This window comes from Bacillus ectoiniformans, from assembly GCF_016908875.1.
Taxonomy (GTDB): Bacteria; Bacillota; Bacilli; order Bacillales; family Domibacillaceae; genus Bacillus_BX; species Bacillus_BX ectoiniformans.
Window position 1 is genome coordinate 28761 of record NZ_JAFBES010000007.1, and the last position, 22801, is coordinate 51561.

Sequence of the window (22801 nt, forward strand, 5' to 3'; positions counted from 1 at the left end):
TCCATCAAAGAAATAGGAGGTGTCTATGAGAGTCTTAACCATTATCAAAAAAGTGCTGGGCCGCTTTTTTGCGGAGCGTTTTTATGATCAGGCTGCTCAGACCGCCTATTATTTGTTATTGTCAATTATGCCATTTTTTATATTCGTGCTGTCTTTAATCAGTTATTTTCCTCTCCATGAAGAGGATGTGCTCGTATTTATTGAACCGTATGCACCGGCAGAGACGTATTCATTGATACATGAAAATGTGCAGGAAGTGTTGGAAAAAGGTAAAGGGCAAGTATTGTCTGTCAGTTTAATTTCGGCGTTTTGGCTGTCTTCAATGGCGATTCAATCCCTCGTTCGTTCGCTGAATGACGCCTATGGAATTAAACGGTCGCTGCCTTTTTTTAAAGGATTGCTCCGTGACTTGCTTGTTACCATGATCTTCATGTTTCTTGTTCCCTTATCGCTGATTATCCCGTTAGTGGAGCGTTTTTTGGCTGAAGTGTTTTCTTCGGATGTAAGATCATTTTGGGAGATTGCCGCTCCTGTATTATCAGATTGGCCAATTGCGAAATGGATGCTTGGCACCTTGTTTTTATTAGGATTCTTCATTCTTTTTTATCAAATCCTTCCCCATAAAAGGTCGCGTATTCTATCTGTGCTGCCAGGTGCAATGTTTGCTACAGTTTGCTGGCAGGGTGTTTCTATTCTTTTTAGTGAATATACAGGAGTCGTTAGTTATACACGCATATACGGTCAACTGGCCGGGATCATTATCTTAATGCTCTGGTTTTATTTAACTGCAGTCGTGCTGTTGGTAGGCGGCTTAATGAATGCGGAAAATATCCAGCGGGAATAGTTGAAAATTACGAATTGCGGCATTTTCCTGCTTCCTTTATAATAGAGGGGACATAACAGCGGAACCACGAGGGGAGCTTCTAGCTGAGAGTGAACGTGCGAACGTTCAGACCCTTTGAACCTGTTAGATAATGCTAACGCAGGGATGTGGAAAGAAATGAATAGAAGAAAGATACTAAGGGACAGATATGCCTCCTTGTCGTTTCGTCTGTTAATGACGAATAGAAGGAGGACTTATATATGAGAAATAAACTGCCATTACAAGCCTTGATGGAAGCGGCGATCTTTGCCTCTTTGGCCTTTTTGCTGGATTTGCTGCCGTCCATTAAACTATCGCCGGTGATTTCGATTTCATTTGCGATGGTGCCGATTTTTTATGTCGCACTGCGCTGGGGAGTGAAAGCAGGGATGGCGTCAGGATTCCTGTGGGGGCTCTTGCAGGTTATACTTGGAGACGCGTATATCCTGACACCGGTGCAAGCTTTTATTGAATACTTTGTGGCTTTTGCTTTTATAGGGATGGCAGGAGTATTCGCTGGGAAACTGGCAAAGGCTGAAAAGAAAGCGCCGGTCATATTGGCAGCTGTCTTCATCGGGAGTGCCGCTCGCTACGTTTGGCATTTTCTTGCCGGTTGGATCTATTTTGGAGAATATGCACCTGAAGGCACACCGGCTGCGCTGTATTCTTTGTTCGTGAATGGTATCACAATGCTCGGTGCGTTTGCTCTATGCTCGATCGTGATGATGTTTTTGTGGAAAGCGGCGCCGCGTCTGTTAACTGTACGCGCATAAATGAAAAGAGGGTGTTCCAAAAGCTTCGGCTTTTGAGGGCACCCTCTTTGTTTTTTCTTTAAGAAGCGAAAGTCTTCTCATTCATGGTGAGTTTCTATACCTTCACTCATCGGTTCTTTACACTCAGAAAAATTTCTTTTCACAAATTAGGATTTCGTTACATACAGGAGTTTTGTTTACATTCACGCCGAGCTTCAATACACTCACCAATCAGTTCTTTACACTTATGAAATAACCCTGCTAATTGTCAGCTGTTAAATCCCATGGAAGGCTTATGCTCTGTTCCCCAGTCTTGCCGCCAAGTCTTTTGGTTATTTGTTTGCAGATCCTTAATGATTTTCTCAATCTGAACTTTTTCTTCATAATGCCACTGCAGAGCGATCGACATATACAGTTCATTCAATTGAGCGATGGACAGACCATCCGTTTCTTTCGCTAATTGGTTAAGGTCTTCCTCTGACATAAATTGAGTCACGTTTCTTTTTCTCAAATAGTTCATTCTTGTCTCGGTAGTTGGAAGTTTAATTTCATAGGCGCGGTCAAAGCGTCCAGCTCGGTTAATTAGTGCAGGATCGATTTTTTCCGGATAGTTGGTCGTGCCGATTAAGAAGATGCCTTCTTTAGAAGCGGCGCCGTCCAGTGTATTTAAAAAGACAGAACGAGATTCTTCTGGCATGGAATCGATATCTTCAATGACTAAGATCATCGGCGCTAATTTGGTCACAGTTGTAAATACTTCTTTGATAGAATAGCTTGTTGTATATTCGGTAATTTGCCAGTAGACAACGGGAGCAGCTGTACTGCCTGCTATAGACTTAACGAGCGTCGTTTTCCCATTTCCCGGTGAACCGTATAGCAGGATCCCTCGTTTGTAAGGAATATCGTATTTTTTAAAGAAGCTTCCGCTATGCAGAAAGAACTCGTCGATGGAGCGGAATATTTCTGTTTTCATCTCTTCTTCCAAAAGCACATCTTCGCGTGTGACTTGGTGCGTGATTTTCTCCTGAACTCTTTCTACCCCATCATCCGTGTCCGTGAAAATATTAATAAACCCTTTCATGAATTCCTTTTGCTGGGCATAAATAAAGTCAATAAATTGAAGCAGTCCTTCGTCGTTTTGGGCGAAGATAAAGTCTTCTTCGTAATCTTCATGGCTTTGATAAATAGGAAGCTTAGCGAGAGCGACCTCATACTCAGGGAAATAATAGACAGAATTATTTACTGAGGGCTTAACTACAAATTTATTCTCTCCGGTGATTTGTGAATAGCTGATGGTGCCTGTTTCCATGCAGTCAAAAACATTAGCTAAGATCCTTGTTAGTTCAGGCTGCTGCACCGCTAATTGTTCTACGGTCTCCCAAATTTCTTCTATATTTTCTTTCATAAAGTACATATAAAAAGGGCTGTCTGTTTCGTTTTTTAGCAAATTTTTGATGGTGTGAATGGGCAGAGCAAAGTCATAATAGTGAGGCATGTTTTCTTTAGAAGCTTGTTCAAAGTGTATCAGTGCAGGAATGTTTTTCATCATTTCTTCCTTTCTGTAAATGTGAATTCTGGTTACTGAACGAACCTTCATTATAACATAACAGCTCTTACACAATGAATTTGCCATATTAAAAAAGTGAGCATTTTTAAAAGCATTTTGGCACAAAATAATTATGTTGGCTTTGTTAGTAAATCCCAATAATAGGTATTAGATCCTATTGTTTTATGTGCAAAATTTATTTTACATAATCATGCGCCCGGTAGAAATTTCTTCTATTTAAAGCTTGATTTATAAAGGTTTTTCATTAAAATAATGACCTATTTTTCTATAATAATGTTTATTGACACATGTTTATATTTAAAATATAATGTGTTTAAATTATTAGAAAATTAGTACAATAGGTCGTGGTGAGGTTGTGCAACAGATGATAAATTGCCAGTTGGCTGGACTATTATGCCGTCAACATACTTCTTTAACAGAAACAGACATCGAAAAGATTGAGCAAGTCGCCGCACAGCTGGAATTGATCGCGGACTTATCGGAGGCCAATGTATTTATTGATTGCCAGGTAAAAGGGACAAATAACGCAATTGTTGTAGCAGAAGCTGCTCCTACGTCAGGTAAGACACTTTATCATGATCCTTATGTAGGTACCATCGTTTATGAAGTATTCGAACCCAGTGTCTTTTTTTCATACCGGACAGGCAAGAATATTCTCTTTAATCGTGCAGTTACACAGCGGGGAAAACTCGTTAAGCAAAGTGTGGCTCCTATTAAAAACGATGAAGGGCAAGTCATCGGAATGCTGATAAAAGAAGAAGATATGCCAGAGATGAAGGCTTCAGAGAAAATGAGACCGCTTTCATCAGCACCTGAAATGCTTTGGGAATTGTTCTTTGGTTTATCACAAGACAGGCCATCTGTGTCAGACATTATGAGAGAGTATTTTATCCTAATCGATGCTTCTCATCAAGTGGTGTATGTCAATTCTTCCGCCAGAAGCTTTGTGTCTGAGGTATATCATATCTTAGAACCTGAGGGGAAGATGGTTACTGATGTCTTGCCGTTTATCGCTCCGATCATGGAATTGAACCAAGATTTAGTCATTCAAGAAATGAAAATACCTTCACACTTTCTAGAAGTGAAAAAAGTCAATATTTATCAGGATGATGAAATTACAGGCATGCTGATTTTACTTCGTGACATTACTGATTTACGTATGAAAGAAAGAGAACTAGTCGTCAAATCGGTGGCGATTCGTGAAATTCATCACCGCGTAAAAAACAATTTGCAAACAGTGGCCAGCTTACTTCGTCTTCAAATCAGAAATGGAGTGGCCGAAGAGAGCAGAGGTCATTTAACCGACAGCTTAAACCGTGTACTCAGTATTGCTTCTGTGTATGAAATTATTTTAGCAAATGAACAAGGTGATGATGATGAAGTAGATATTGTCAGTTTGTCTAAGAAAGTAGGCAATATGCTGCTTCAGCACAGCGAGCATTCAGATGTATCCATACAGATGAATTATATAGGTGACACCATTCTTCTCGATTCTAAAAAAGCAGTATCTATTGCTTTAGTCGTCAATGAACTCATTCAAAACTCGATTAAGCATGCATTTATTAACCGGCCATCCGGAGAAATTACGGTGGGATTTGAAAAGAGACAGGATGACATTTTATTATCAGTTACTGATAATGGCGTAGGAATAAAAAAGGAAATGAATCATTCGCTTGGACTAGATATTGTCAAAATGCTAATTGAACACGATTTAGCAGGAGAGTATGATATTCAGTCATCACAGCTTGGAACAAAAAATATCATCACATTTCCCATTGACCAAGGAGTGGTGTGAACATATGAGCAAAAGGATTTTGTTAGTTGAAGATGAATCAATCATCCGTTTAGACATTTCGTCTATATTAAAAGATAACGGATATGAAGTTGTGGGAGAAGCCGGAGATGGAGAGAAAGCCGTAGAACTGGCCTTATCTATTAAGCCGGATTTAATTATTATGGATATTAAAATGCCGAAGCTGAATGGCTTAAAGGCAAGTGAGATCATTTCGGGTAAGCTGGATATCCCTATTGTCCTTGTTACCGCCTACAGCCAAAAGGAGTTTGTGGAACGTTCCAAACAGTCTAATGTGGTGGGGTACTTGGTTAAACCGGTATCGGAAGCCAATATGATCCCAGCTATTGAAGTGGCCCTGCATCAGGCAGAGAAAATGAAAGATATGAAACAGGCAGTGGATTCCGCTCATGAAAAAGTGGAAAAACGAAAGCTTGTAGAAAAAGCAAAAGGGCTTTTAATGAATCACTTTAATATTTCTGAAGAAAAAGCCTACCAAAGGATTAGAAAAGTCAGCATGAAACATCAGCTTGCAATGGAGCAAGTGGCTGAGAAAATCATTTTAAAGTATCAAACTCTTTAAATCTTTTACAAGTGAATAGGAAATAAGCACAGGCGCTTAACGATTAGCTTTTCAGCTGACGGGAGGGGTCTGTTTTTTATTTGAAATTTAATGAAAAAGGGGAGAATGAAATGGCATCTATAGGAAATATTGTGGTGTATATTATTATGATTTGTGCCGTGTTAGGAGCATTTGCAGCAATTAAAAATCCGGAAGATGGTCTTGGGAAAGAATTTATGAGTGGTCTTCATGCCATTGGGTATATCTTTATTCCAGCTGCCGGGATTATGGCGTCCATTCCTTACTTATCTTGGTTTATTGATACTGTTGTTGGGCCTTTATTCAATTTTTTAGGAGCCGATCCTGCGATTGCGGCGACTGCAATTCTAGCAACAGACATGGGCGGCTATCAGCTGGCTAATGTGTTGAAAGAATCGTATGAAGGCTGGATTATGGCGATGATTGTTGGTTACATGGCGGGAGCAACGATCGTGTTCTCTATTCCGGTAGGACTTGCGATGCTGGATCGAAGAGATCATAAGTATATGGCGCTTGGAGTTATGTCTGGTGTATTAACAATTCCAATCGGTGCCTTTATTGCCAGTGTGCTTACCCTGTTATTTAATACAGAAGTACGTGAAGTCATTGATACAACAAGTGATTCAACGTATGAATTCGTCTTATCCTATGGGAAAATCATGTTGAATTTACTGCCGCTGTTAGGTTTTGTTGTTGTCATTGCCGCCGGTTTGAAATTCTTCCCAAAAATGATGATTAGCGGGTTTATGTTATTTGGACGAATCATGGATGCAGCTATTAAACTAGTACTCGTCTTTTCTATTGTTGAAATTTTTACTGGTGCCTTTTCAAGTCTTTTCGGTGCATGGGGCTTCGATCCGATTATGGCGGATGAGAAAGACCAATTCCGTGCATTAGAAACAGCGGGCTACATTGGTGTCATGCTTGCAGGAGCGTTTCCAATGGTGTACTTGCTTCGTAAATATGCTTCGAAGCCGCTTGAAGCAGGCGGAAGAAAGCTAGGACTAAGTCCTACAGGAAGTGCAGGACTGCTTGCGACGATTGCCAACATTTTAGCGATGTTCCAATTAGTGCGCTATATGCCGCCTAAAGATAAAGTCATTAATATTTCATTCGCTGTCTGTGCGGCTTTCTTGCTGGGAGATCACTTATCATTTACGGCTAACTTCCAGCCGAATTTGATTCTGCCGGTGATTATTGGTAAGTTTTCTGCCGGGGTTATTGCCATTGCGCTAGCTTATTGGCTATCTGTTCCGACTGCGCTTCGCTTAGAAGAGGAAGACCGGGCAAACGGCGTGATTAAGCCAGGTGAATATTTAGATGAAGAACAACAAGAAGAAGTAAATGAAGAAATCGTGGTTAAAAGCCAAGCTTAGGAGGAATCAGTTGTGAGCGAAGAGAAAAAGCGATTTATTCAAGAATTTGTACCGGGTAAGCAAGTGACGCTCAGCCATCTGATTGCCAATCCAGATGCAGATATGTTTGATAAGTTAGGGATTCAGCAAGCTGGGGCGCTAGGGATCTTAACGTTGACCCCAAGTGAAACAGTCATTATTGCCGCAGATTTAGCAACGAAAGCGGCCAATGTGACCATCGGATTTTTAGACCGGTTTACTGGCAGCTTGGTGGTTGTTGGCAGTGTGTCGGAAGTGGATATGGCGATGGAGGAAATCAATCGCTTCTTGTCTGATCAGCTTGGCTACACGCCTTCTCGGATTACAAAGTCATAGAGAGGAGAGTGGATTAGATGAATCGAGCGATGCTGATTGGTTCCATTGGTGCGGGCAAGTCGACACTGACAAACGCCTTATTGGAAAATGAAAAAGAAGCGGTTAAAACGCAGTCACTGGTGTATCGCGATTGGATTGTGGATACACCAGGTGAATATACGGAAAATCCGTTTTTCTATAAAAATATTATGGCGACCGCTTTAGAAGTGACCCATGTCTTTTATATTCAAGATGCGACAGGAGATAAAATGATTTTTCCGCCAGGATTCAGTTCGGGGATATCCAAGCTCCCGGTAGGCGTGGTGACAAAAGCGGATGCACCTGATGCGAATATAGAAGAAGCGGTGCGAAAGCTGAGACAAGCGATTCATAAAGGGCCGATTGTTGTCACATCATCCATTACAGGAAAAGGGCTGCAAGTTCTGCGTGAACTAGTAAAATGCCGTAATTTGCATGAGATGGAAGAGTATATTCGCAGTTTAGATGAAAGTGAATTAATTTACTTGTAAGCCTTTACAAATAGCTGTATTTTATATATATTTAGAATATTAAATCAGCAAAACAGAATAGTAATCAGGCAATGGCGCCTCTGACGAATTCTATGAATATAGAAATCGCAGGGGCGTTTTTTGTTTTCTAAAGGGTGGTGCAAATTGCGTGAAGAGTTCAGCTTCTCGAATCGAGACATTAATGAGTGCTGGAATTGATATCGGTACGAGCACAACGAAGCTTGTTATCAGCCGCTTTTCTTTAATGAATATGGCTGGCGGTACGCATGTGCCAAGAATTGAAATCATTGATAAAGAAATTCTATATAGAAGTCCAATATTCAGAACTCCGCTCCGATCGCCAACCGTGATTGACATTGAAAAGGTGGAGCAGCTCGTGTTAGAAGAATACGAGAAAGCGGGCGTTCATTCTCAGCAGATTCAAACAGGCGCCGTCATTATCACCGGGGAGACAGCAACGAAACAGAATGCGGAAGAGATGGTTCACCATTTATCTGATGCAGCTGGGGAGTTTCTCGTGGCCACGGCTGGTCCTGATCTAGAGGGAATCATTGCCGCAAAAGGCTCTGGGGCTTATGAATATGCCAAGAAAACGGGGAAATCGGTTGCGAATATTGATATCGGCGGAGGCACAGCGAACATAGCCGTGTACTATGCAGACAAACTGGCAGGTACATGTACACTTCATATCGGCGGCAGGCTGATTGAGTTTGAAGGGCAGCGGGTGAAAAGCATCTCCCCGCCGATTCAAAAGCTTCTAAAGCAAGAAGGCTGGACGCTCGAAATTGGTGACAGCAAAGACCATCCGACGGTGGAAAAAGTGACTATCTGGATGGCTCAGATGATGGCCAGGGTGTTATCGAAGTCCACCACATCTCAGGATGATGTGCTTATTCTTGGGCATCACCCCGAGTGGAAGGACAGCATTGACACCATCATGATATCGGGCGGCATATCAGAATGCATGTACAAACATGAAGATCCAGATTACTCGAAAGCCGTCTATGATGATATCGGCATGCAGCTGGCGGACGCTCTCCAGCAGGAAGTGTCTCTTCAAGAGTGGGAGTGGATCATACCGGAAGAAACGGTACGTGCGACGGTTCTTGGGGCCGGCACGCAGACAACGAATATTAGCGGAGCAACGATTCAAGTGGAAAGCAGCCAGCTTCCGCAAAAGAATCTGCCCGTATTTGAAGTATCATTTGAGAATCAAATCGACATTGGGATAGAGAAGCTGCAAAGCAGCATGAAGCAAGCGATTGCTATGTATGATCCTGGCCGGGAAGGTCAAAACTTTGTCCTTTATTTTACGGACTTGCCATATCTAAGCTTTAAAGATGTCCAGGCCGTAGCGAAAGAATTACTAGAAAGCAGATATGTAAAACCGAAGCCAGAGCAGCCACTAATTATCGTGCTGCAAAGTGATCATGCGAAAGTGCTTGGGCAGACATTACAAGCACAGGAACCGAATCAAAGTATTTTATGTGTGGATCAAGTCGATGTAGAGCATGGCGATTATATGGATATTGGCCAGACTCTGCAGTCAGGCGTTGTGCCTGTAGTGATTAAAACATTAACGTTCCATTCGTAAGGAAGGAGGCAAGCGGCGTTGAATCTTAAATCAACTTTTGGAGGAAAGACGTATCAGTTTAACGATTTAAAGGACCTCTTCGCAAAAGCAAACGAAGAAAAATCAGGAGACCGGCTGGCTGGAGTCGCAGCGGAAACCGTACAAGAGCGAATCGCAGCCAAAGCAGTATTGAGTGAGGTTACGCTCGCGGACATTCGCAACCATCCGCTAATCGATGCAGAAGGAGACGAAGTGTCTGCCATCATTGAAAATGATATTAATGAACCCATTTTTAAAGAGATCAAGAACTGGTCGGTTGCAGAACTCCGTGAATATATCTTAGATAATCGAACAGGTGACAGGGAACTGAAGCGGATCAGCAACGGGTTAACCAGTGAAATGATCGCGGCTGTTGCCAAGCTGATGTCTAACTTGGATCTCGTGCACGCAGCGAATAAAATCGAAATTTTAACGACATGCAATATTACGATTGGTCATCGAGGAACCCTTGCTTCACGACTGCAGCCGAATCATCCGACTGACAATGTGGACGGCATGCTGGCTTCGCTGAAAGATGGTTTGTCCTACGGCATTGGTGATGCATTGATCGGGATTAATCCGGTTGATGATTCAGTTGAAAGTGTGAAGCGGCTTCTTGAAGCAACTCATGAATTTATTCAAGAATGGGAAGTGCCAACACAGAACTGTGTACTCGCACATGTGACGACGCAAATGAAAGCGATTGAAAGAGGCGCACCTGCTGATATGATTTTCCAAAGTATCGCAGGAACCGAAAAAGCGAATCGTTCCTTTGGCATCACGGCTTCTCTTTTACAAGAAGCAGCAGATATGGCGAAGAAATTCGGAACAAGCTCAGGCCCAGAACGTCTCTACTTTGAAACAGGGCAAGGGTCGGAGCTGTCGGCAGAAGCACACTACGGCATCGATCAAATGACGCTCGAATCGAGAAATTATGGGTTTGCGAGACACTATAACCCTTACATCGTGAATACCGTTGTCGGCTTTATCGGACCAGAGTATTTATACAACAGCAAGCAGGTGATCAGAGCCGGGCTTGAAGATCATTTTATGGGTAAAATGCATGGTCTGCCAATGGGCGTAGATATTTGTTATACGAATCATATTAAAGCGGATCAAAATGATATTGAAGATTTAGGTGTTTTGCTGACAGCAGCAGGAGTCAACTTCATTATCGCTACCCCAATGGGTGACGATTGTATGCTTAATTACCAATCCATGAGCTATCACGATATCGCAACCCTTCGCCAAACTCTTGGCAAGACGCCTTCTCCACAATTTGCCGCATGGCTTGAACGGGTCGGCATTTATGAAGACGGCCGATTGACGAAGCGAGCGGGAGATCCCACTATTTTTACAAAGTAGGAGGCGAGAATGTTGAAGGAAGAATTAATTGCTTCGATTACGAAGCTAGTCATAGAAAGGCTGAGTGAAGAAAAGTCACAAAGCGCTCCAACGGTCGACTTGTGGCATAAGAAACCGAAAGATCGCCCGCTTATCGAATCAGTGGAGACGCAGGATAGCAGCCGTGTGACATTTAAACCGCTGGCTGTAAAAAAAGGCAAGGCTTCTGCAGATCAGCGAATAGCACCTGCGCCTCGCAAACAAAAACTCGAGACATTGAGTGATCAAGGGGACGAAGAAAAGCTTTCAGAACTGCGGAAGAAAACCCCTTCTAGAATTGCAGTTGGACGAGCAGGCAGCCGGCCGAAAACCGACACATGGCTGCAATTCCGTTTTGACCATGCGGCTGCTGTCGACGCGGTTTATGGGGAAGTGCCTTCTGATGTGTTAGACCGATTAGGCGTGTTTTCCGTCCAAACGAGAGTGAAGGATAAGGAAGAGTATATTCGCCGGCCAGATTTGGGCCGCAAGCTGTCAGACGAAGCGAAAGAAAAGATTAAGCAATCATGCAAAAGCTCTCCAACGGTTCAAATTGTCATCTCTAATGGACTTAGTGCAAAAGCGATTGAAACGAATATAGAAGATGTCTATCTATCATTGCAGCAATCTCTAAATAATCTTGGCATTGAAACAGGCACCACTTTTTACGTAGACAAAGGAAGAGTAGCTTTAATGGATGAAATCGGCGATGTGCTTGAGCCGGAAGTTGTCATCATGCTGATTGGCGAAAGGCCAGGTCTCGTCAGCGCTGAATCACTAAGTGCGTACCTTTGCTATAAACCGAGAAAAGGTGTGATCGAAGCGGATCGTATGGTGGTCTCCAATATTCACAAAGGAGGCATTCCGCCGGTAGAAGCAGGTGCTTACCTTGGCACATTGATTCAGAAAATATTGTCCTATCAAGCGAGCGGTGTGTCTCTCGTGAAAAAAGAAACATAAGGAGTGGATCCGAGTCATGCAATTACCTCGTGTGAAGGCGGAGTTATTGGCCATGCGAGTCATCCCCAATGTAGATCAGGGGCTGGCGGAAAAGTTTAATTTGACCAGCGATCAGCGCAGTCTTGGATTTTTCACGCTGACGATTGATGATGTAGGCTATACAGCTCTTGATGAAGCCACGAAATATGCAGATGTAGATGTGGTGTATGCGAAATCATTTTATGCGGGTGCGGGGCATGCATCAGGTCCGTTATCCGGTGAGTTTATCGGCGTTCTGGCTGGTCCAACGCCGGAACAAGTAAGAAGCGGACTCGAAGCGGTTCAGACGACGATTGAATCAGAAGCTTATTTTGAAGCGCTAAATGAAGATCACAGTCACGTGTTATATGCGCACGTTGTGTCGAGAACAGGAAGCTACCTTTCAAACCTTGCTGGCATTAATGAAGGTGATTCTTTAGCTTATTTAATCGCTCCTCCGCTTGAAGCCATCTATGGATTAGATGCCGCATTAAAAGCGGCAGACGTTGATATTTGCGTCCTGTACGAACCGCCATCGGAAACGAACTTTGGCGGCGGACTTCTGACAGGAAGTCAGTCGGCCTGTCAGGCGGCAGCGGATGCCTTTCGTGAGACGATTGTAGAACTCACGAAAAACCCATTGCGCTATTAAAGCAGAAGATAATTTGACCTCAAGGAGTGTGATGATATGTCCACTGTGCTAGATCGTGATTTACTCGCCATTCAAGAAATGCGCGATGCAGTAGCGAAAGCCAAGGAAGCTCAAGCGAAATACATGTCCTATTCACAGGAGCAAGTCGATAAGATTGTGAAAGCGGTCGCGGATGCGGCTTATGCCAAGTCTTATGAGCTTGCGGTGATGGCTGTTGAAGAAACAGGCATGGGTGTCGTTGAGCATAAGAAAATAAAAAACGAAGTCGGCTCCAGAGACGTCTATGAATGGATTAAAGATGAAAAAACAGTCGGGATTGTCGGCGAGAATAAAGAGAAAAAAGTATTGGAAATTGCCGCGCCATTTGGTGTGGTAGCAGCGATCATTCCAACGACGAATCCAACATCAACCGCTTTTTTTAAAACATTAATCGCATTAAAAACTAGAAATGCCATTGTCGTCAGCCCCCATCCCTACGCGGTGAAATGTACGATTGAAGCGTTAAAGGTATGTGAGAAGGCAGCGGTTGAAGCAGGAGCGCCAGAAGGTTTAGTTGGATGGCTCAGTCATGCTTCAATGGAAGCAACACAGGCATTGATGAAATATAAAGATGTTCACCTGATTTTAGCGACAGGCGGCGGTGGGCTAGTGAAAGCAGCCTATAGCTCTGGTAAGCCAGCCTATGGTGTAGGACCCGGGAATGTTCCTTGCTATATCGAAAAAACAGCGAAGATTGAGAAATCCATTTCGATGATTGTCGACAGTAAATCATTTGATTACGGTACGATTTGTGCTACCGAACAAGCGATGGTCGTCGATAAAAACGTCTATACAATGGCCGTTCGCGAATTGAAAAAGAATGGTGCGTATATTCTAAATGCAGAAGAAAAAGCGCGCATGGAAAAAGTCATTTCACCGGTTCCGGGAAAAGTGAATCCGAAAATCGTCGGTCGAAGCCCAGCGGTGATCGCGAAGCTTGCGGGAATTGATATCGATGATTCCGTCCGATTATTTGTTGGTGAAGAGACAGAGGTAGGAAGAGATATTCCATTTTCACTGGAAAAGCTATCGCCTGTGTTTGCTTTATACAAAGCGGAGAGCCAAGATCATGCGAAAGAGCTTTGTGGAAAACTGCTTGATTTAGGTGGCCGCGGCCACAGTCTTTCCATTCATACGGAAGATGATCAAGTCGCAAGAGAATTTGCCCTTGAGATGCCGGTATCACGGATTTTAGTGAACACTTTATCCTCTGTCGGCGCCGTTGGAGGAACCACCGGATTAGCCCCGTCCATGACACTTGGTTGCGGAACATTCGGCGGCAATATCACGTCGGATAATATTACAGCCAAGCACTTATTAAATATTAAACGCATGGCTTATGGAATTAAAGACGTCACGATTCCTAAAAAAGGATCTATACAAGCACCGCCAGCTGCATCGTCTTATTCACAAAGTAAAGAGGATGAAACGAGCAAAATTGTCAAAGGTGTCTTGTCTTCTATGGGAAAAACCGACCAAATTGATGTCAAAGAAGTATCAGAGCTTGTTAGTAAAATTATTGAACAATATAACAAATAAAAAACAACAACTATTAGGAGGAATTTACAATGGCGAGAGAAAACACTGCATTAGGAATGATCGAAACAAAAGGATTAGTAGCATCAATTGAGGCAGCAGACGCAATGGTTAAGGCAGCAAGCGTTCATTTAGTAGGTAAAGTACATGTTGGCGGCGGAATTGTGACTGTATTAGTTCGTGGAGATGTAGGAGCGGTTAAAGCAGCAACGGACGCAGGAGCAGCAGCAGCACAGCGCGTAGGTGAATTGCAATCTGTACACGTAATCCCACGCCCTCACAACGAATTGGAATCAATTCTTCCAAAAATGCCAGAAATCATGGAGTAATCGTTTGATTAGCAGAAAGCGAGGTGGGCATGAATGGATCCGCAGTGGATACAATCCATTGTTGAACAGGTGATTCAGCAATTAGAGCAAAAAGATCCAGCGCCTAAGCCTAAAGGAATTCCCATTGCCGTCTCGGCCCGCCACGTTCACTTATCTGAACAGCATGTGGCAGCCTTGTTCGGCCCTTCCTACAAGCTGACAAAAAGAAGTGATTTATCGCAGCCTAATCAGTTTGCGGCAGAGGAAACGGTCACTTTAGCTGGTCCAAAAGGGACGATTGAGAGAGTTCGAATCCTTGGTCCTTCGAGAAAGCTGACTCAAGTCGAAATCAGCCAAACGGATGCATTTAAACTTGGTGTAAAGCCGCCGATCAGGCAATCCGGTGACATAAAAGGTTCTGCTCCAATCACGATTATCGGTCCAAAAGGAAGCATTTATTTGCCGGAAGGATTAATTATCGCTCAGGCGCATATCCATATGGCTCCTAGTGATGCGGAACACTTTAATGTACAAGACGGACAGATAGTTCAAGTAGCTGCAGACACAGAGCGCCCCATGACATTTGGACGTGTGCTAGTGAGGGTATCTCCTTCTTATCGTTTAGAAATGCATATCGATACGGATGAAGGAAATGCCGCCTTTATTCAAAAGGGACAGATCGGAGAATTGATCGTAGATGGGAAGCCGGTTGGTTGCTCCTCATCTGCGACCTCCTCCTCTCCTGTTCCAATGAACTCGTCTGAACCAGCGCAGCCATTGAAGCAAGCCGCGGTGTTTGAAGGAAAGCTGCTGTCGCAGCATGACATAAAGAATTCGTCTGAACCGATTATTCGGATTCATAGAAAAACAATTGTGACTCCTTTAGCGAAAGACACGGCTAGGGATCTTGGTAAGAAAATTGAGGTAATCGAAGCGTAGGGTGGTGATGGAATGAAATTAGGTACAGTCATTGGGAACGTATGGGCAACTAGAAAAGAAGATGGACTGACAGGGCTGAAGCTTTTATTCGTCCAGCCCATTCATCCAAATGGAACGCCTATTCATTCTCCTATTATTGCAGCCGATCGTATAGGAGCGGGTATGGGTGACCAAGTCATCATCACTGAAGGGGGTTCCGCCCGCTTTATTACACCAGATACCCCTCTTCCGATCGATGCCGTCATTATAGGAATTGTTGATTCAACTGAAATAGAAAGAGGTGAATAAGGTGGCCAGAGCAAGAGCAATTGGAATGATAGAAACACGAGGGCTGATCGGATCAATTGAAGCAGCAGATGCGATGCTGAAAGCGGCTAACGTGGAATTAGTCAACCAGGAAAAGATTGACGGTGCACTTGTCACTGTATTGGTAGAAGGAGATGTGGGAGCCGTACAAGCAGCTGTAGATGCAGGGAAAGAAGCAGCAAAGCGCGTCGGTGAGCTAGTTTCTGCCCATGTTATTCCGCGAGTAGACAGTGATACGTACTCGTTAATGGAACGCCCTAAAAAACCAGCAGAGCCCGAGGTGAAAAAAGAACTGCCAGCGGCAAAACCTCAAGCGTCCGCGAATCGTTCGAGCCGTAAGAAGGCGGACAACCCGCCGGCGGAAGATGTAAATACAAAAGATCAAAGCTAAACAAGAACAGCAGTTGAAAGGATGAAGTCATATGGCATTTAAACGACCTAAAATCGCCGTGATTGGTGCCGGCTTTACAGGTGCGACGACTGCCTTAATGCTTGCCCAAAAAGATTTAGGCGATATTGTCCTCATTGATGTGCCTGAGCAAGACAACCCGACTAAGGGTAAGGCGCTCGACTTGCTGGAAACGGGACCGGTTCAGCGCTTTAATGCTCGCATTAAAGGGACATCTGACTACAATGATATTCAAGCGGCAGATATGGTCATCATTACTGCTGGTATGGCAAGAAAGCCGGGAATGAGCCGAGATGATCTTGTCGCGACGAATGGAAAGATCATGGAAGCCATCTCTAAAAAAGTCGCAGAACATGCCCCTGACAGCTATATCTTAGTGTTAAGCAATCCAGTCGATGCGATGACCTATGTTTGCTATAAAACAACCAACTTCCCTAAAAATCGCGTCATTGGCCAATCAGGCGTGCTGGATACGGCCAGATTTAACACATTTGTTGCTGAAGAATTAAATGTGTCGGTCGAAGATATTTCTGGCTTTGTATTAGGCGGTCATGGGGATGACATGGTTCCGCTCGTACGCTATTCATACGCTGGCGGAATTCCTTTGGAGAAGATTATTCCGAAAGAACGCCTTGAAGCCATTGTAAACCGGACAAGAAAAGGCGGAGGCGAGATTGTGGGTCTTCTAGGAAACGGCAGTGCGTATTATGCACCGGCTGCGTCACTTGTCGAAATGGCGGAAGCAATCATTCGGGATAAAAAAAGAATTTTGCCATCCATTGCTTACCTTGAAGGGGAGTACGGTTATCAGGATTTATATTTAGGTGTGCCAACCATATTGGGCGGAGACGGTATTGAAAGTATTATCGAATTGCCGTTAACTGCTGATGAAAAAACGGCACTGGATCGATCCGTTGATTCTGTTAAGCAAGTGATGGCAATATTAGATAAATAATTCTATAAGGCTCATAGATTCGTTGTCCTTTTAAGGACAGTGAGAATGTATGAGCCATTTTTATACCTTTTTATGGGATAAATGGGTCGAAAAGACTAATGTAAAGGAGTGAATATCATGAAATTAAGCGGACGTATTAAAGACCAGCATTTTCAATTCTCCTCAATTACTGAGGTGCTGGCAAAAGCAAGTGAAGAGAAGTCAGGGGACCGCATGTCAAAGGTGGCAGCGGAATCTTCCCTCGAGCGAGTAGCAGCTAAATGGATTTTGAGCGAACTGACACTGAAGGATATTTATGAAAATCCGGTCATTCCTTATGAAAAAGATGAAGTCACTCGAGTAATTTATGATCAGATCAATGAACCGATCTATAAGGAAATTTCTCATTGGACGGTCGGCTATTTAAGAGAATATATACTAGCTCATAGCACTTCTTCATCGGCTTTAAAGAGAATTAGCCGCGGGTTAACGAGTGAAATGATTGCTGGTGTGGCGAAGTTAATGTCGAGCATCGATTTAGTGATGGCTTCTCAAAAAATCCGTTACCAGGCACACTGTAATACAACGATTGGCGAGCCGGGGAGACTTGCGTTCAGATGCCAGCCGAACCACCCGACAGATCAGCCGGAAGGAATTATGGCTTCCTTAAAAGAAGGGCTTTCTTACGGATCTGGCGATGCAGTAATCGGCATTAACCCAAATAATGATTCCGTCGAATCAGTGACTCGTCTGTTAACGATCTCCCACGAGTTCATGCAAAAATGGGAAATCCCGACACAAAATTGTGTGCTTGCGCATATTACTACCCAGCTGCAGGCTCTAAAAAAGGGTGCACCGGTTGCTCTTATGTTTCAAAGTTTGGCAGGTACAGAGAAAGCGAACCGTGATTTCGGAGTCAGTAAAGAATTATTAGATGAAGCTTCTTACTACATGATGAAAATGGGGACGTCTGCTGGACCCAATGTGATGTATTTCGAAACCGGACAAGGATCAGAAGTGTCGCTTGATGCCGATCATGGCGTGGATATGCAAACACTTGAATCCCGTACATACGGCTATGCGCGCAAGTGGAATCCGTTTATGGTGAATAATGTATCCGGTTTCATAGGTCCAGAAACTTTATTTGATGGGCGCCAAATGATCCGTGCGGACTTAGAAGATCTATTCATGGGGAAATTAAATGGCTTGCCAATGGGAATCGCTCCAACTTACACCAACCATATGCACTCCGATCAAAATGACCAGGAGATTGCGGGTATGCTGACAGCTCTTGCTGGAGCGAACTTCTATATGGGCGTACCAGGCGGGGACGATGTCATGCTTAGCTATCAAGATACAAGTTTTCATGACGATGCCAGCTTGCGGGAAATGCTTGGATTCAGACCGCTGCGTGAATTCGAAGCATGGCTTGAAAAGATGGGCATTATGGAAAACGGAAAGTTAACCTCTCGAGCAGGAGACTTATCTATTTTTGATTAATAGGAAGGAGGGATCGCTTTGGATATTGAACAAATTGTCAGAGAAGTCGTCGAACAAGCGCTGAAGCAAAAAGGGATGGCACCAAAGACTTCTGCCTCAGAGCCTTTAAGCGGAGAAGAGCTCGTTTATACGAGAGACAAAGTTGTTGGCGTAGATGAGCCTGTGGATCATGAAACGGTCGCCAAGGCTCAGCAAATCACACCGGCACGTATTGGCATTGGACGAGCGGGGACGCGGATGAAAACGAAGAGCTATTTAGATTTCCGTCTAGACCACGCTGCTGCGCAAGACGCTGTCAAAAAAGGAGTGTCGGATGCCTTCTTAGAGAAGCTAGGTCTTCCGGTGTTGAAAACAAAAGCCGCATCCTTAGATGAATATTTAATGAACCTGGATGCAGGCCGCGTCCTTTGTGACGAGTCGGCCAAGTGGCTGAAAGAGAACGGAGACAAAGGCAGACAGGTGCAGATCATTGTGTCCGACGGCCTAAGTACAACGGGTATTGAAGAGAATATCCCAAATCTATTGCCGTCTCTTGAACAAGGGTTGAAAATGAAAAATATCTCGATGGGCAAGCCAGTATTTATTAAACGGAGCCGGGTGTGGGTGCAGGATCATGTCGCTTCCCTCGTTGACTGTGATCTTGTTATTTCACTGATCGGTGAACGTCCTGGATTAGCGACGTCCAAAAGCGTCAGTGCTTACTTAATTTACAAGCCAACAGAGGATTCTGTAGAAGCGGATCGGACGGTCATTTCTAACATTCACGATGGCGGAGTCCCTCCGGTAGAAGCCGGTGCCTATCTGTCAGATGTGATTGCTGAAATGCTGGATAAAAAGGCGAGCGGCGTGACATTTGCTCAGATGAAGGATTGATTGTAAAGGTGCGTGACCAGACAAGGTCAGGCGCCTTTTTTTGAGTTGGAAATGATAGGTTTTGTCGAAAATTTAATTCGTAGATAAAATGATAATTTTAGTAGATATATCGTATTTTCGGTAGAAATAATTCAAAGTTCGTAGATTATGCTGCTCTCGATTGAGATAAAATATATGCTCTACATCTCCCAAAGACTTTTAAAAGATCTACTTTGAAAGAGAAAACCCTTCCTGTTTACAAACTTTTCATTAAATTTATTCAAAAATAAAACAATTCTACCATTTTTCTAAAATAAAAAAATGGTAGGATAAAAGAGATGAGATTATTTTCATAATTTCGACAAAATTAGGAGGGATTTCATGTCCAATTATTCGAAGAAATTGTTTGTGACGGCTGTGGTTGCAGCTATGGCAACTGGATCAATCGCTAGTTTACCTGCTGAAGCAAAGAAGCCTGAGGTCAAAAATCCTAATAAACCTGTATTTAAAGATGTAAAAGAAGATGCCCATTATTATGAAGGGTTAAAGTCCTTGCATGAGAGAGGCGTAATTAAAGGATATGGCGATGAATTTCGCCCAAATCAAGAAGTCACACGTGCTCAAGCAGCCAAAATAATGGTGTTGGCTTTGGGACTTGATACCAAAAATGTCCCTGATCCTGGTTTTAAAGACGTAACGAAAGATCATTGGGCCTATAGTTATATCGCTGCATTAACTCAGGCTGGCATCGTGTCAGGAAACAACGGTCAGTTTAATCCGGATGCTCCACTAAGCCGGGCACAAATTGCGAAAATGATCACCCACGCTTTCTCTTTTGAAAAAGGTGAGCTAACCGATGTTCGTTTCACGGACGTAGATAAAGATGCCTGGTATGCAGAATTCTTGAAACCATTAATGGAGATGGGCATAACAACAGGTACGACTCCCACTACTTTTTCTCCGAACAAAAAAGTAACACGCGGCCAGATCATTTCCTTCATTGTCCGCAGTGAAAAAGCCAAACAAAAGCCGGACATAGAAGAGTCTTTTGAATTGTCTGTTTTGCATACAAACGATACCCATGCACATATTGATAATGCGGCTAGAAAAGTTACAGCAATCAAAGAAGCGCGCGCAGAAAAGCCGAATGCTTTGCTGCTTGACGCTGGCGATGTATTCTCAGGCACTCTCTACTTCAACGAATTTAAGGGTCAAGCTGATTTAGAGTTTATGAATCTAGTAAAATATGATGCGATGACGCTTGGGAATCATGAATTTGACATGGGGACAGAAACGCTTGCGGCCTTTATAAAGAACGCGAAATTCCCATTAGTCAGTGCCAATGTCGATGGATCACAGGATGCTTACTTAAAGGATTTGATAAGTCCAGAAATCTCTGCTGCTCCAGAAGACGGCAAGTTATATGACGGCATCATTAAAGAAGTGGATGGCGAGAAAATCGGCATTTTCGGGTTAACAACTGCGGAGACAAAGATTATTTCTTCACCAGGTGAAGACGTCGTATTTGAAGACTATTTAGCTGAATCTCAAAAAGCAGTAGCTGAGTTCGAAAAGCAAGGTGTAGACAAAATCATTGCCCTCACACATATCGGATTTAAAGATGGCGGCGGTGATAATGATGTAACTCTAGCCCAAAAAGTAGAAGGAATTGATGTCATCGTCGGCGGTCATTCTCATGATCAATTAGCGGAACCATTTGTTGAGACAACTGGAGAAGAGCCAACGATTATCGTGCAAGCCAATGAATATAATAAATATTTAGGTACACTTGATGTCGAGTTTGATAAAGATGGAAAAGTGGTAGGTCATGCTGGACAATTGATCGACATTGATGCCAAGAATGAAGATGGCACTTATAAGCTGAAAGAAGATGCAGAGGCCGCTAAGATCTTAAATGACAAATACAAGCCAAAAATCGATGAAGTGAAACAAACAGTGGTTGGACAAACGGATGTCGTTCTAGACGGAGAACGTGCAAATGTCCGTACGAAGGAAACGAATCTAGGAAATTTAATTACGGATGGTATGCTTGCCAAAGCGAAAACGATCGACAGTGATACGGTCATTGCCTTGCAAAATGGCGGCGGAATCCGCGCGTCAATCGATGAAGGCGAAGTAACAATGGATGAAGTGCTGACTGTGATGCCATTCGGTAATTCACTTGCGATCATGGATTTAACCGGAGCCGAAATTAAAGCAGCTCTTGAACACAGTGTGAGCCAAGCTCCTGAGCAGTCCGGTGCCTTCCTGCAAGTTGCAGGATTGAAATTCGCCTATGATGCGACTCAGTCAGCTGGGGAACGTGTAGTAACTGTCGAAGTAAAAGAAGATGGTGAGACGTTTACAGAGCTGGATCTGAATAAAACCTATGCTGTGGCTACTAATACCTTTACAGCTAAAGGCGGCGATGGCTATACAATGTTTAAGAACGCCTATGATAGCGGTCGTGTCAGCGAGCCGGGATTTGTTGACTGGGAAATCTTCAGTGACTATTTGAAAGCTAACCCTGGTGCCATTCCGTCTGTAGAAGGCAGAATTTTAGACGGAAGATAAAAGAATAAGAACGAATTAAACAAGCGGAAGGATGAAGGGACGATTCCACCGCTTGTTTTTTTGTGTAGTATTAAAATTGAAACCAATTAATTTTAAAAATTCTAATTATTCCCTTGTATTAAGTGGATATTTAGAGGAAAATAGCACTAAGGGATGATAGGAAGAACGAGTCATGTGGGGATATGACGACTGTTTTCTTTAAGTTTTCGAATTGGGAGAAATTTTTCAGCTCTTTTAACGCTGGAGAAAAAAATGGGGGAGTCAAGTGAATGAGATAACTCTGCAAATGAGAGAACTCATAAGATGTATGTATCGAATCTATACAAATCATAAGCTGCAAAGAAAGACATATGTGGGATTTTATGAGTTAGTCAGTTGTTTAAATGAGAATGGATATATGACCAATGAAATGACCGTCAAGCTTTTAAATTTTTATTATGTGTATGAGATTTATCTGTATGAACGAGAAGAATCTATTCCGTATTTCAAAGAATATAAGAAGCAGGCAGATCTGCTTTTTAAGGACATCATGCATTGTCTGACATCAGATAAGGAACAGTTTACTCATTAGAGAACTGCTCCTTTTTTTGTATTGTTTGAAATATTCTTTATTATTACAAGCGTTTGACCGATAACTGTGCAAACTTGAATATATTTTGATCGCTCTATCAGACATGAGGACGAAAGCCATATTAACCAAAAACAATTGATGATTATAGAAATTTTTCCCTTGTTTTTTAAAGAGTGGTTAAAAAAATGGTAAATAATAAAATATATTTGTGTATATTTTCTAAATATATTAAATGAATTAACTATATTTCATTCTAAATTACTAATTCTACAGTAATTAAATCTACTAATTAATAGGGTAAATTCGATTAAATTCATGAAACTTATGAGAAGAAGTGAAAGGTATAGGTAAAAAGAATTATTTTTAGTTAAATGTGAAAGACTGGTGAAAAAATA

21 protein-coding genes, 1 pseudogene and 1 riboswitch are annotated in these 22801 nt (G+C 42.9%); of the genes and pseudogenes, 21 read left to right on the plus strand and 1 reads right to left on the minus strand.

Going from position 1 to position 22801, the window contains the following annotated elements; genetic code table 11:
- Positions 1–25 precede the first annotated feature (25 nt).
- A complete protein-coding gene (locus JOC78_RS10895) occupies positions 26–844 on the plus strand; it encodes a YihY/virulence factor BrkB family protein (RefSeq protein WP_204555569.1) in 819 nt (272 codons plus the stop codon).
- Positions 845–903: 59 nt separating this feature from the next.
- Positions 904–1006, plus strand: a riboswitch (TPP riboswitch).
- 77 nt (positions 1007–1083) lie between these two features.
- Positions 1084–1635 (plus strand): energy-coupled thiamine transporter ThiT, encoded by a 552-nt coding sequence (gene thiT / locus JOC78_RS10900; protein WP_204555572.1) that lies wholly within the window; start codon positions 1084–1086, stop codon positions 1633–1635.
- Between the two features lie 247 nt (positions 1636–1882).
- Here thiT and JOC78_RS10905 read toward each other — a convergent pair whose 3' ends face one another.
- Complete coding sequence (locus JOC78_RS10905) at positions 1883–3160, minus strand: AAA family ATPase (protein ID WP_239587121.1); 1278 nt, start codon at positions 3158–3160, stop codon at positions 1883–1885.
- Between the two features lie 385 nt (positions 3161–3545).
- On the opposite strand from JOC78_RS10905, the gene JOC78_RS10910 reads away from it, so the two are divergent.
- The 19 genes and pseudogenes from JOC78_RS10910 to JOC78_RS11000 all read left to right on the plus strand — a co-directional run bounded on the left by JOC78_RS10910 (position 3546) and on the right by JOC78_RS11000 (position 22406).
- A complete protein-coding gene (locus JOC78_RS10910) occupies positions 3546–4976 on the plus strand; it encodes a sensor histidine kinase (protein WP_204555576.1) in 1431 nt (476 codons plus the stop codon).
- A 4-nt stretch (positions 4977–4980) separates the two neighbouring features.
- The gene (locus JOC78_RS10915) at positions 4981–5556 is read left to right on the plus strand and encodes an ANTAR domain-containing response regulator (protein WP_204555579.1); all 576 of its coding nucleotides are present in this window, start codon (positions 4981–4983) and stop codon (positions 5554–5556) included.
- A 110-nt stretch (positions 5557–5666) separates the two neighbouring features.
- On the plus strand, positions 5667–6950 hold the full coding sequence (eutH, locus tag JOC78_RS10920; protein ID WP_204555582.1) for an ethanolamine utilization protein EutH: 1284 nt from the start codon (positions 5667–5669) through the stop codon (positions 6948–6950).
- Between the two features lie 12 nt (positions 6951–6962).
- Positions 6963–7304, plus strand: coding sequence for an ethanolamine utilization microcompartment protein EutS (eutS, locus tag JOC78_RS10925; protein WP_204555585.1), 342 nt, complete (start codon positions 6963–6965; stop codon positions 7302–7304).
- Between the two features lie 17 nt (positions 7305–7321).
- A complete protein-coding gene (locus JOC78_RS10930) occupies positions 7322–7813 on the plus strand; it encodes a EutP/PduV family microcompartment system protein (protein WP_204555601.1) in 492 nt (163 codons plus the stop codon).
- 148 nt (positions 7814–7961) lie between these two features.
- The gene (locus JOC78_RS10935; protein WP_420829933.1) at positions 7962–9407 is read left to right on the plus strand and encodes an ethanolamine ammonia-lyase reactivating factor EutA; all 1446 of its coding nucleotides are present in this window, start codon (positions 7962–7964) and stop codon (positions 9405–9407) included.
- Positions 9408–9425: 18 nt separating this feature from the next.
- A complete protein-coding gene (locus tag JOC78_RS10940; protein WP_204555604.1) occupies positions 9426–10790 on the plus strand; it encodes an ethanolamine ammonia-lyase subunit EutB in 1365 nt (454 codons plus the stop codon).
- A 12-nt stretch (positions 10791–10802) separates the two neighbouring features.
- Entirely contained in the window at positions 10803–11768 is a 966-nt protein-coding gene (gene eutC / locus JOC78_RS10945; RefSeq protein WP_204555927.1) for an ethanolamine ammonia-lyase subunit EutC, read from the plus strand.
- A 16-nt stretch (positions 11769–11784) separates the two neighbouring features.
- A complete protein-coding gene (eutL, locus tag JOC78_RS10950) occupies positions 11785–12438 on the plus strand; it encodes an ethanolamine utilization microcompartment protein EutL (RefSeq protein WP_204555618.1) in 654 nt (217 codons plus the stop codon).
- A gap of 36 nt (positions 12439–12474) precedes the next feature.
- Positions 12475–14016 (plus strand): aldehyde dehydrogenase family protein, encoded by a 1542-nt coding sequence (locus tag JOC78_RS10955; RefSeq protein ID WP_204555621.1) that lies wholly within the window; start codon positions 12475–12477, stop codon positions 14014–14016.
- 29 nt (positions 14017–14045) lie between these two features.
- Positions 14046–14342 (plus strand): ethanolamine utilization microcompartment protein EutM, encoded by a 297-nt coding sequence (gene eutM, locus JOC78_RS10960; RefSeq protein WP_204555624.1) that lies wholly within the window; start codon positions 14046–14048, stop codon positions 14340–14342.
- Positions 14343–14375: 33 nt separating this feature from the next.
- Positions 14376–15011: pseudogene (gene pduL / locus JOC78_RS10965) on the plus strand (phosphate propanoyltransferase); the annotation flags it as partial.
- A 261-nt stretch (positions 15012–15272) separates the two neighbouring features.
- Positions 15273–15548 (plus strand): EutN/CcmL family microcompartment protein, encoded by a 276-nt coding sequence (locus tag JOC78_RS10970; protein ID WP_204555643.1) that lies wholly within the window; start codon positions 15273–15275, stop codon positions 15546–15548.
- 25 nt (positions 15549–15573) lie between these two features.
- Entirely contained in the window at positions 15574–15957 is a 384-nt protein-coding gene (locus tag JOC78_RS10975) for a BMC domain-containing protein (protein ID WP_204555929.1), read from the plus strand.
- A gap of 31 nt (positions 15958–15988) precedes the next feature.
- Entirely contained in the window at positions 15989–16930 is a 942-nt protein-coding gene (gene mdh, locus JOC78_RS10980; RefSeq protein ID WP_204555646.1) for a malate dehydrogenase, read from the plus strand.
- A 117-nt stretch (positions 16931–17047) separates the two neighbouring features.
- Positions 17048–18409 (plus strand): ethanolamine ammonia-lyase subunit EutB, encoded by a 1362-nt coding sequence (locus JOC78_RS10985; protein WP_204555650.1) that lies wholly within the window; start codon positions 17048–17050, stop codon positions 18407–18409.
- Between the two features lie 18 nt (positions 18410–18427).
- Positions 18428–19282 (plus strand): ethanolamine ammonia-lyase subunit EutC, encoded by an 855-nt coding sequence (gene eutC, locus JOC78_RS10990; RefSeq protein ID WP_239587122.1) that lies wholly within the window; start codon positions 18428–18430, stop codon positions 19280–19282.
- A 360-nt stretch (positions 19283–19642) separates the two neighbouring features.
- Positions 19643–21835, plus strand: a complete 2193-nt coding sequence (locus JOC78_RS10995; protein WP_204555653.1) for a 5'-nucleotidase C-terminal domain-containing protein — start codon at positions 19643–19645, stop codon at positions 21833–21835.
- A 265-nt stretch (positions 21836–22100) separates the two neighbouring features.
- The gene (locus tag JOC78_RS11000) at positions 22101–22406 is read left to right on the plus strand and encodes a hypothetical protein (RefSeq protein WP_204555655.1); all 306 of its coding nucleotides are present in this window, start codon (positions 22101–22103) and stop codon (positions 22404–22406) included.
- Positions 22407–22801 lie beyond the last annotated feature (395 nt).

What these genes read in the sequence shown, in the direction of transcription:
- JOC78_RS10895 (WP_204555569.1), top strand. Translation starts at nt 26, where the DNA reads ATGAGAGTCTTAACCATTATCAAAAAAGTGCTGGGCCGCTTTTTTGCG.
- thiT (WP_204555572.1), top strand. Translation starts at nt 1,084, where the DNA reads ATGAGAAATAAACTGCCATTACAAGCCTTGATGGAAGCGGCGATCTTT.
- JOC78_RS10905 (WP_239587121.1), bottom strand. Translation starts at nt 3,160, where the DNA reads ATGAAAAACATTCCTGCACTGATACACTTTGAACAAGCTTCTAAAGAA.
- JOC78_RS10910 (WP_204555576.1), top strand. Translation starts at nt 3,546, where the DNA reads ATGATAAATTGCCAGTTGGCTGGACTATTATGCCGTCAACATACTTCT.
- JOC78_RS10915 (WP_204555579.1), top strand. Translation starts at nt 4,981, where the DNA reads ATGAGCAAAAGGATTTTGTTAGTTGAAGATGAATCAATCATCCGTTTA.
- eutH (WP_204555582.1), top strand. Translation starts at nt 5,667, where the DNA reads ATGGCATCTATAGGAAATATTGTGGTGTATATTATTATGATTTGTGCC.
- JOC78_RS10930 (WP_204555601.1), top strand. Translation starts at nt 7,322, where the DNA reads ATGAATCGAGCGATGCTGATTGGTTCCATTGGTGCGGGCAAGTCGACA.
- eutL (WP_204555618.1), top strand. Translation starts at nt 11,785, where the DNA reads ATGCAATTACCTCGTGTGAAGGCGGAGTTATTGGCCATGCGAGTCATC.
- JOC78_RS10955 (WP_204555621.1), top strand. Translation starts at nt 12,475, where the DNA reads ATGTCCACTGTGCTAGATCGTGATTTACTCGCCATTCAAGAAATGCGC.
- eutM (WP_204555624.1), top strand. Translation starts at nt 14,046, where the DNA reads ATGGCGAGAGAAAACACTGCATTAGGAATGATCGAAACAAAAGGATTA.
- JOC78_RS10970 (WP_204555643.1), top strand. Translation starts at nt 15,273, where the DNA reads ATGAAATTAGGTACAGTCATTGGGAACGTATGGGCAACTAGAAAAGAA.
- JOC78_RS10975 (WP_204555929.1), top strand. Translation starts at nt 15,574, where the DNA reads ATGATAGAAACACGAGGGCTGATCGGATCAATTGAAGCAGCAGATGCG.
- mdh (WP_204555646.1), top strand. Translation starts at nt 15,989, where the DNA reads ATGGCATTTAAACGACCTAAAATCGCCGTGATTGGTGCCGGCTTTACA.
- JOC78_RS10985 (WP_204555650.1), top strand. Translation starts at nt 17,048, where the DNA reads ATGAAATTAAGCGGACGTATTAAAGACCAGCATTTTCAATTCTCCTCA.
- JOC78_RS10995 (WP_204555653.1), top strand. Translation starts at nt 19,643, where the DNA reads ATGTCCAATTATTCGAAGAAATTGTTTGTGACGGCTGTGGTTGCAGCT.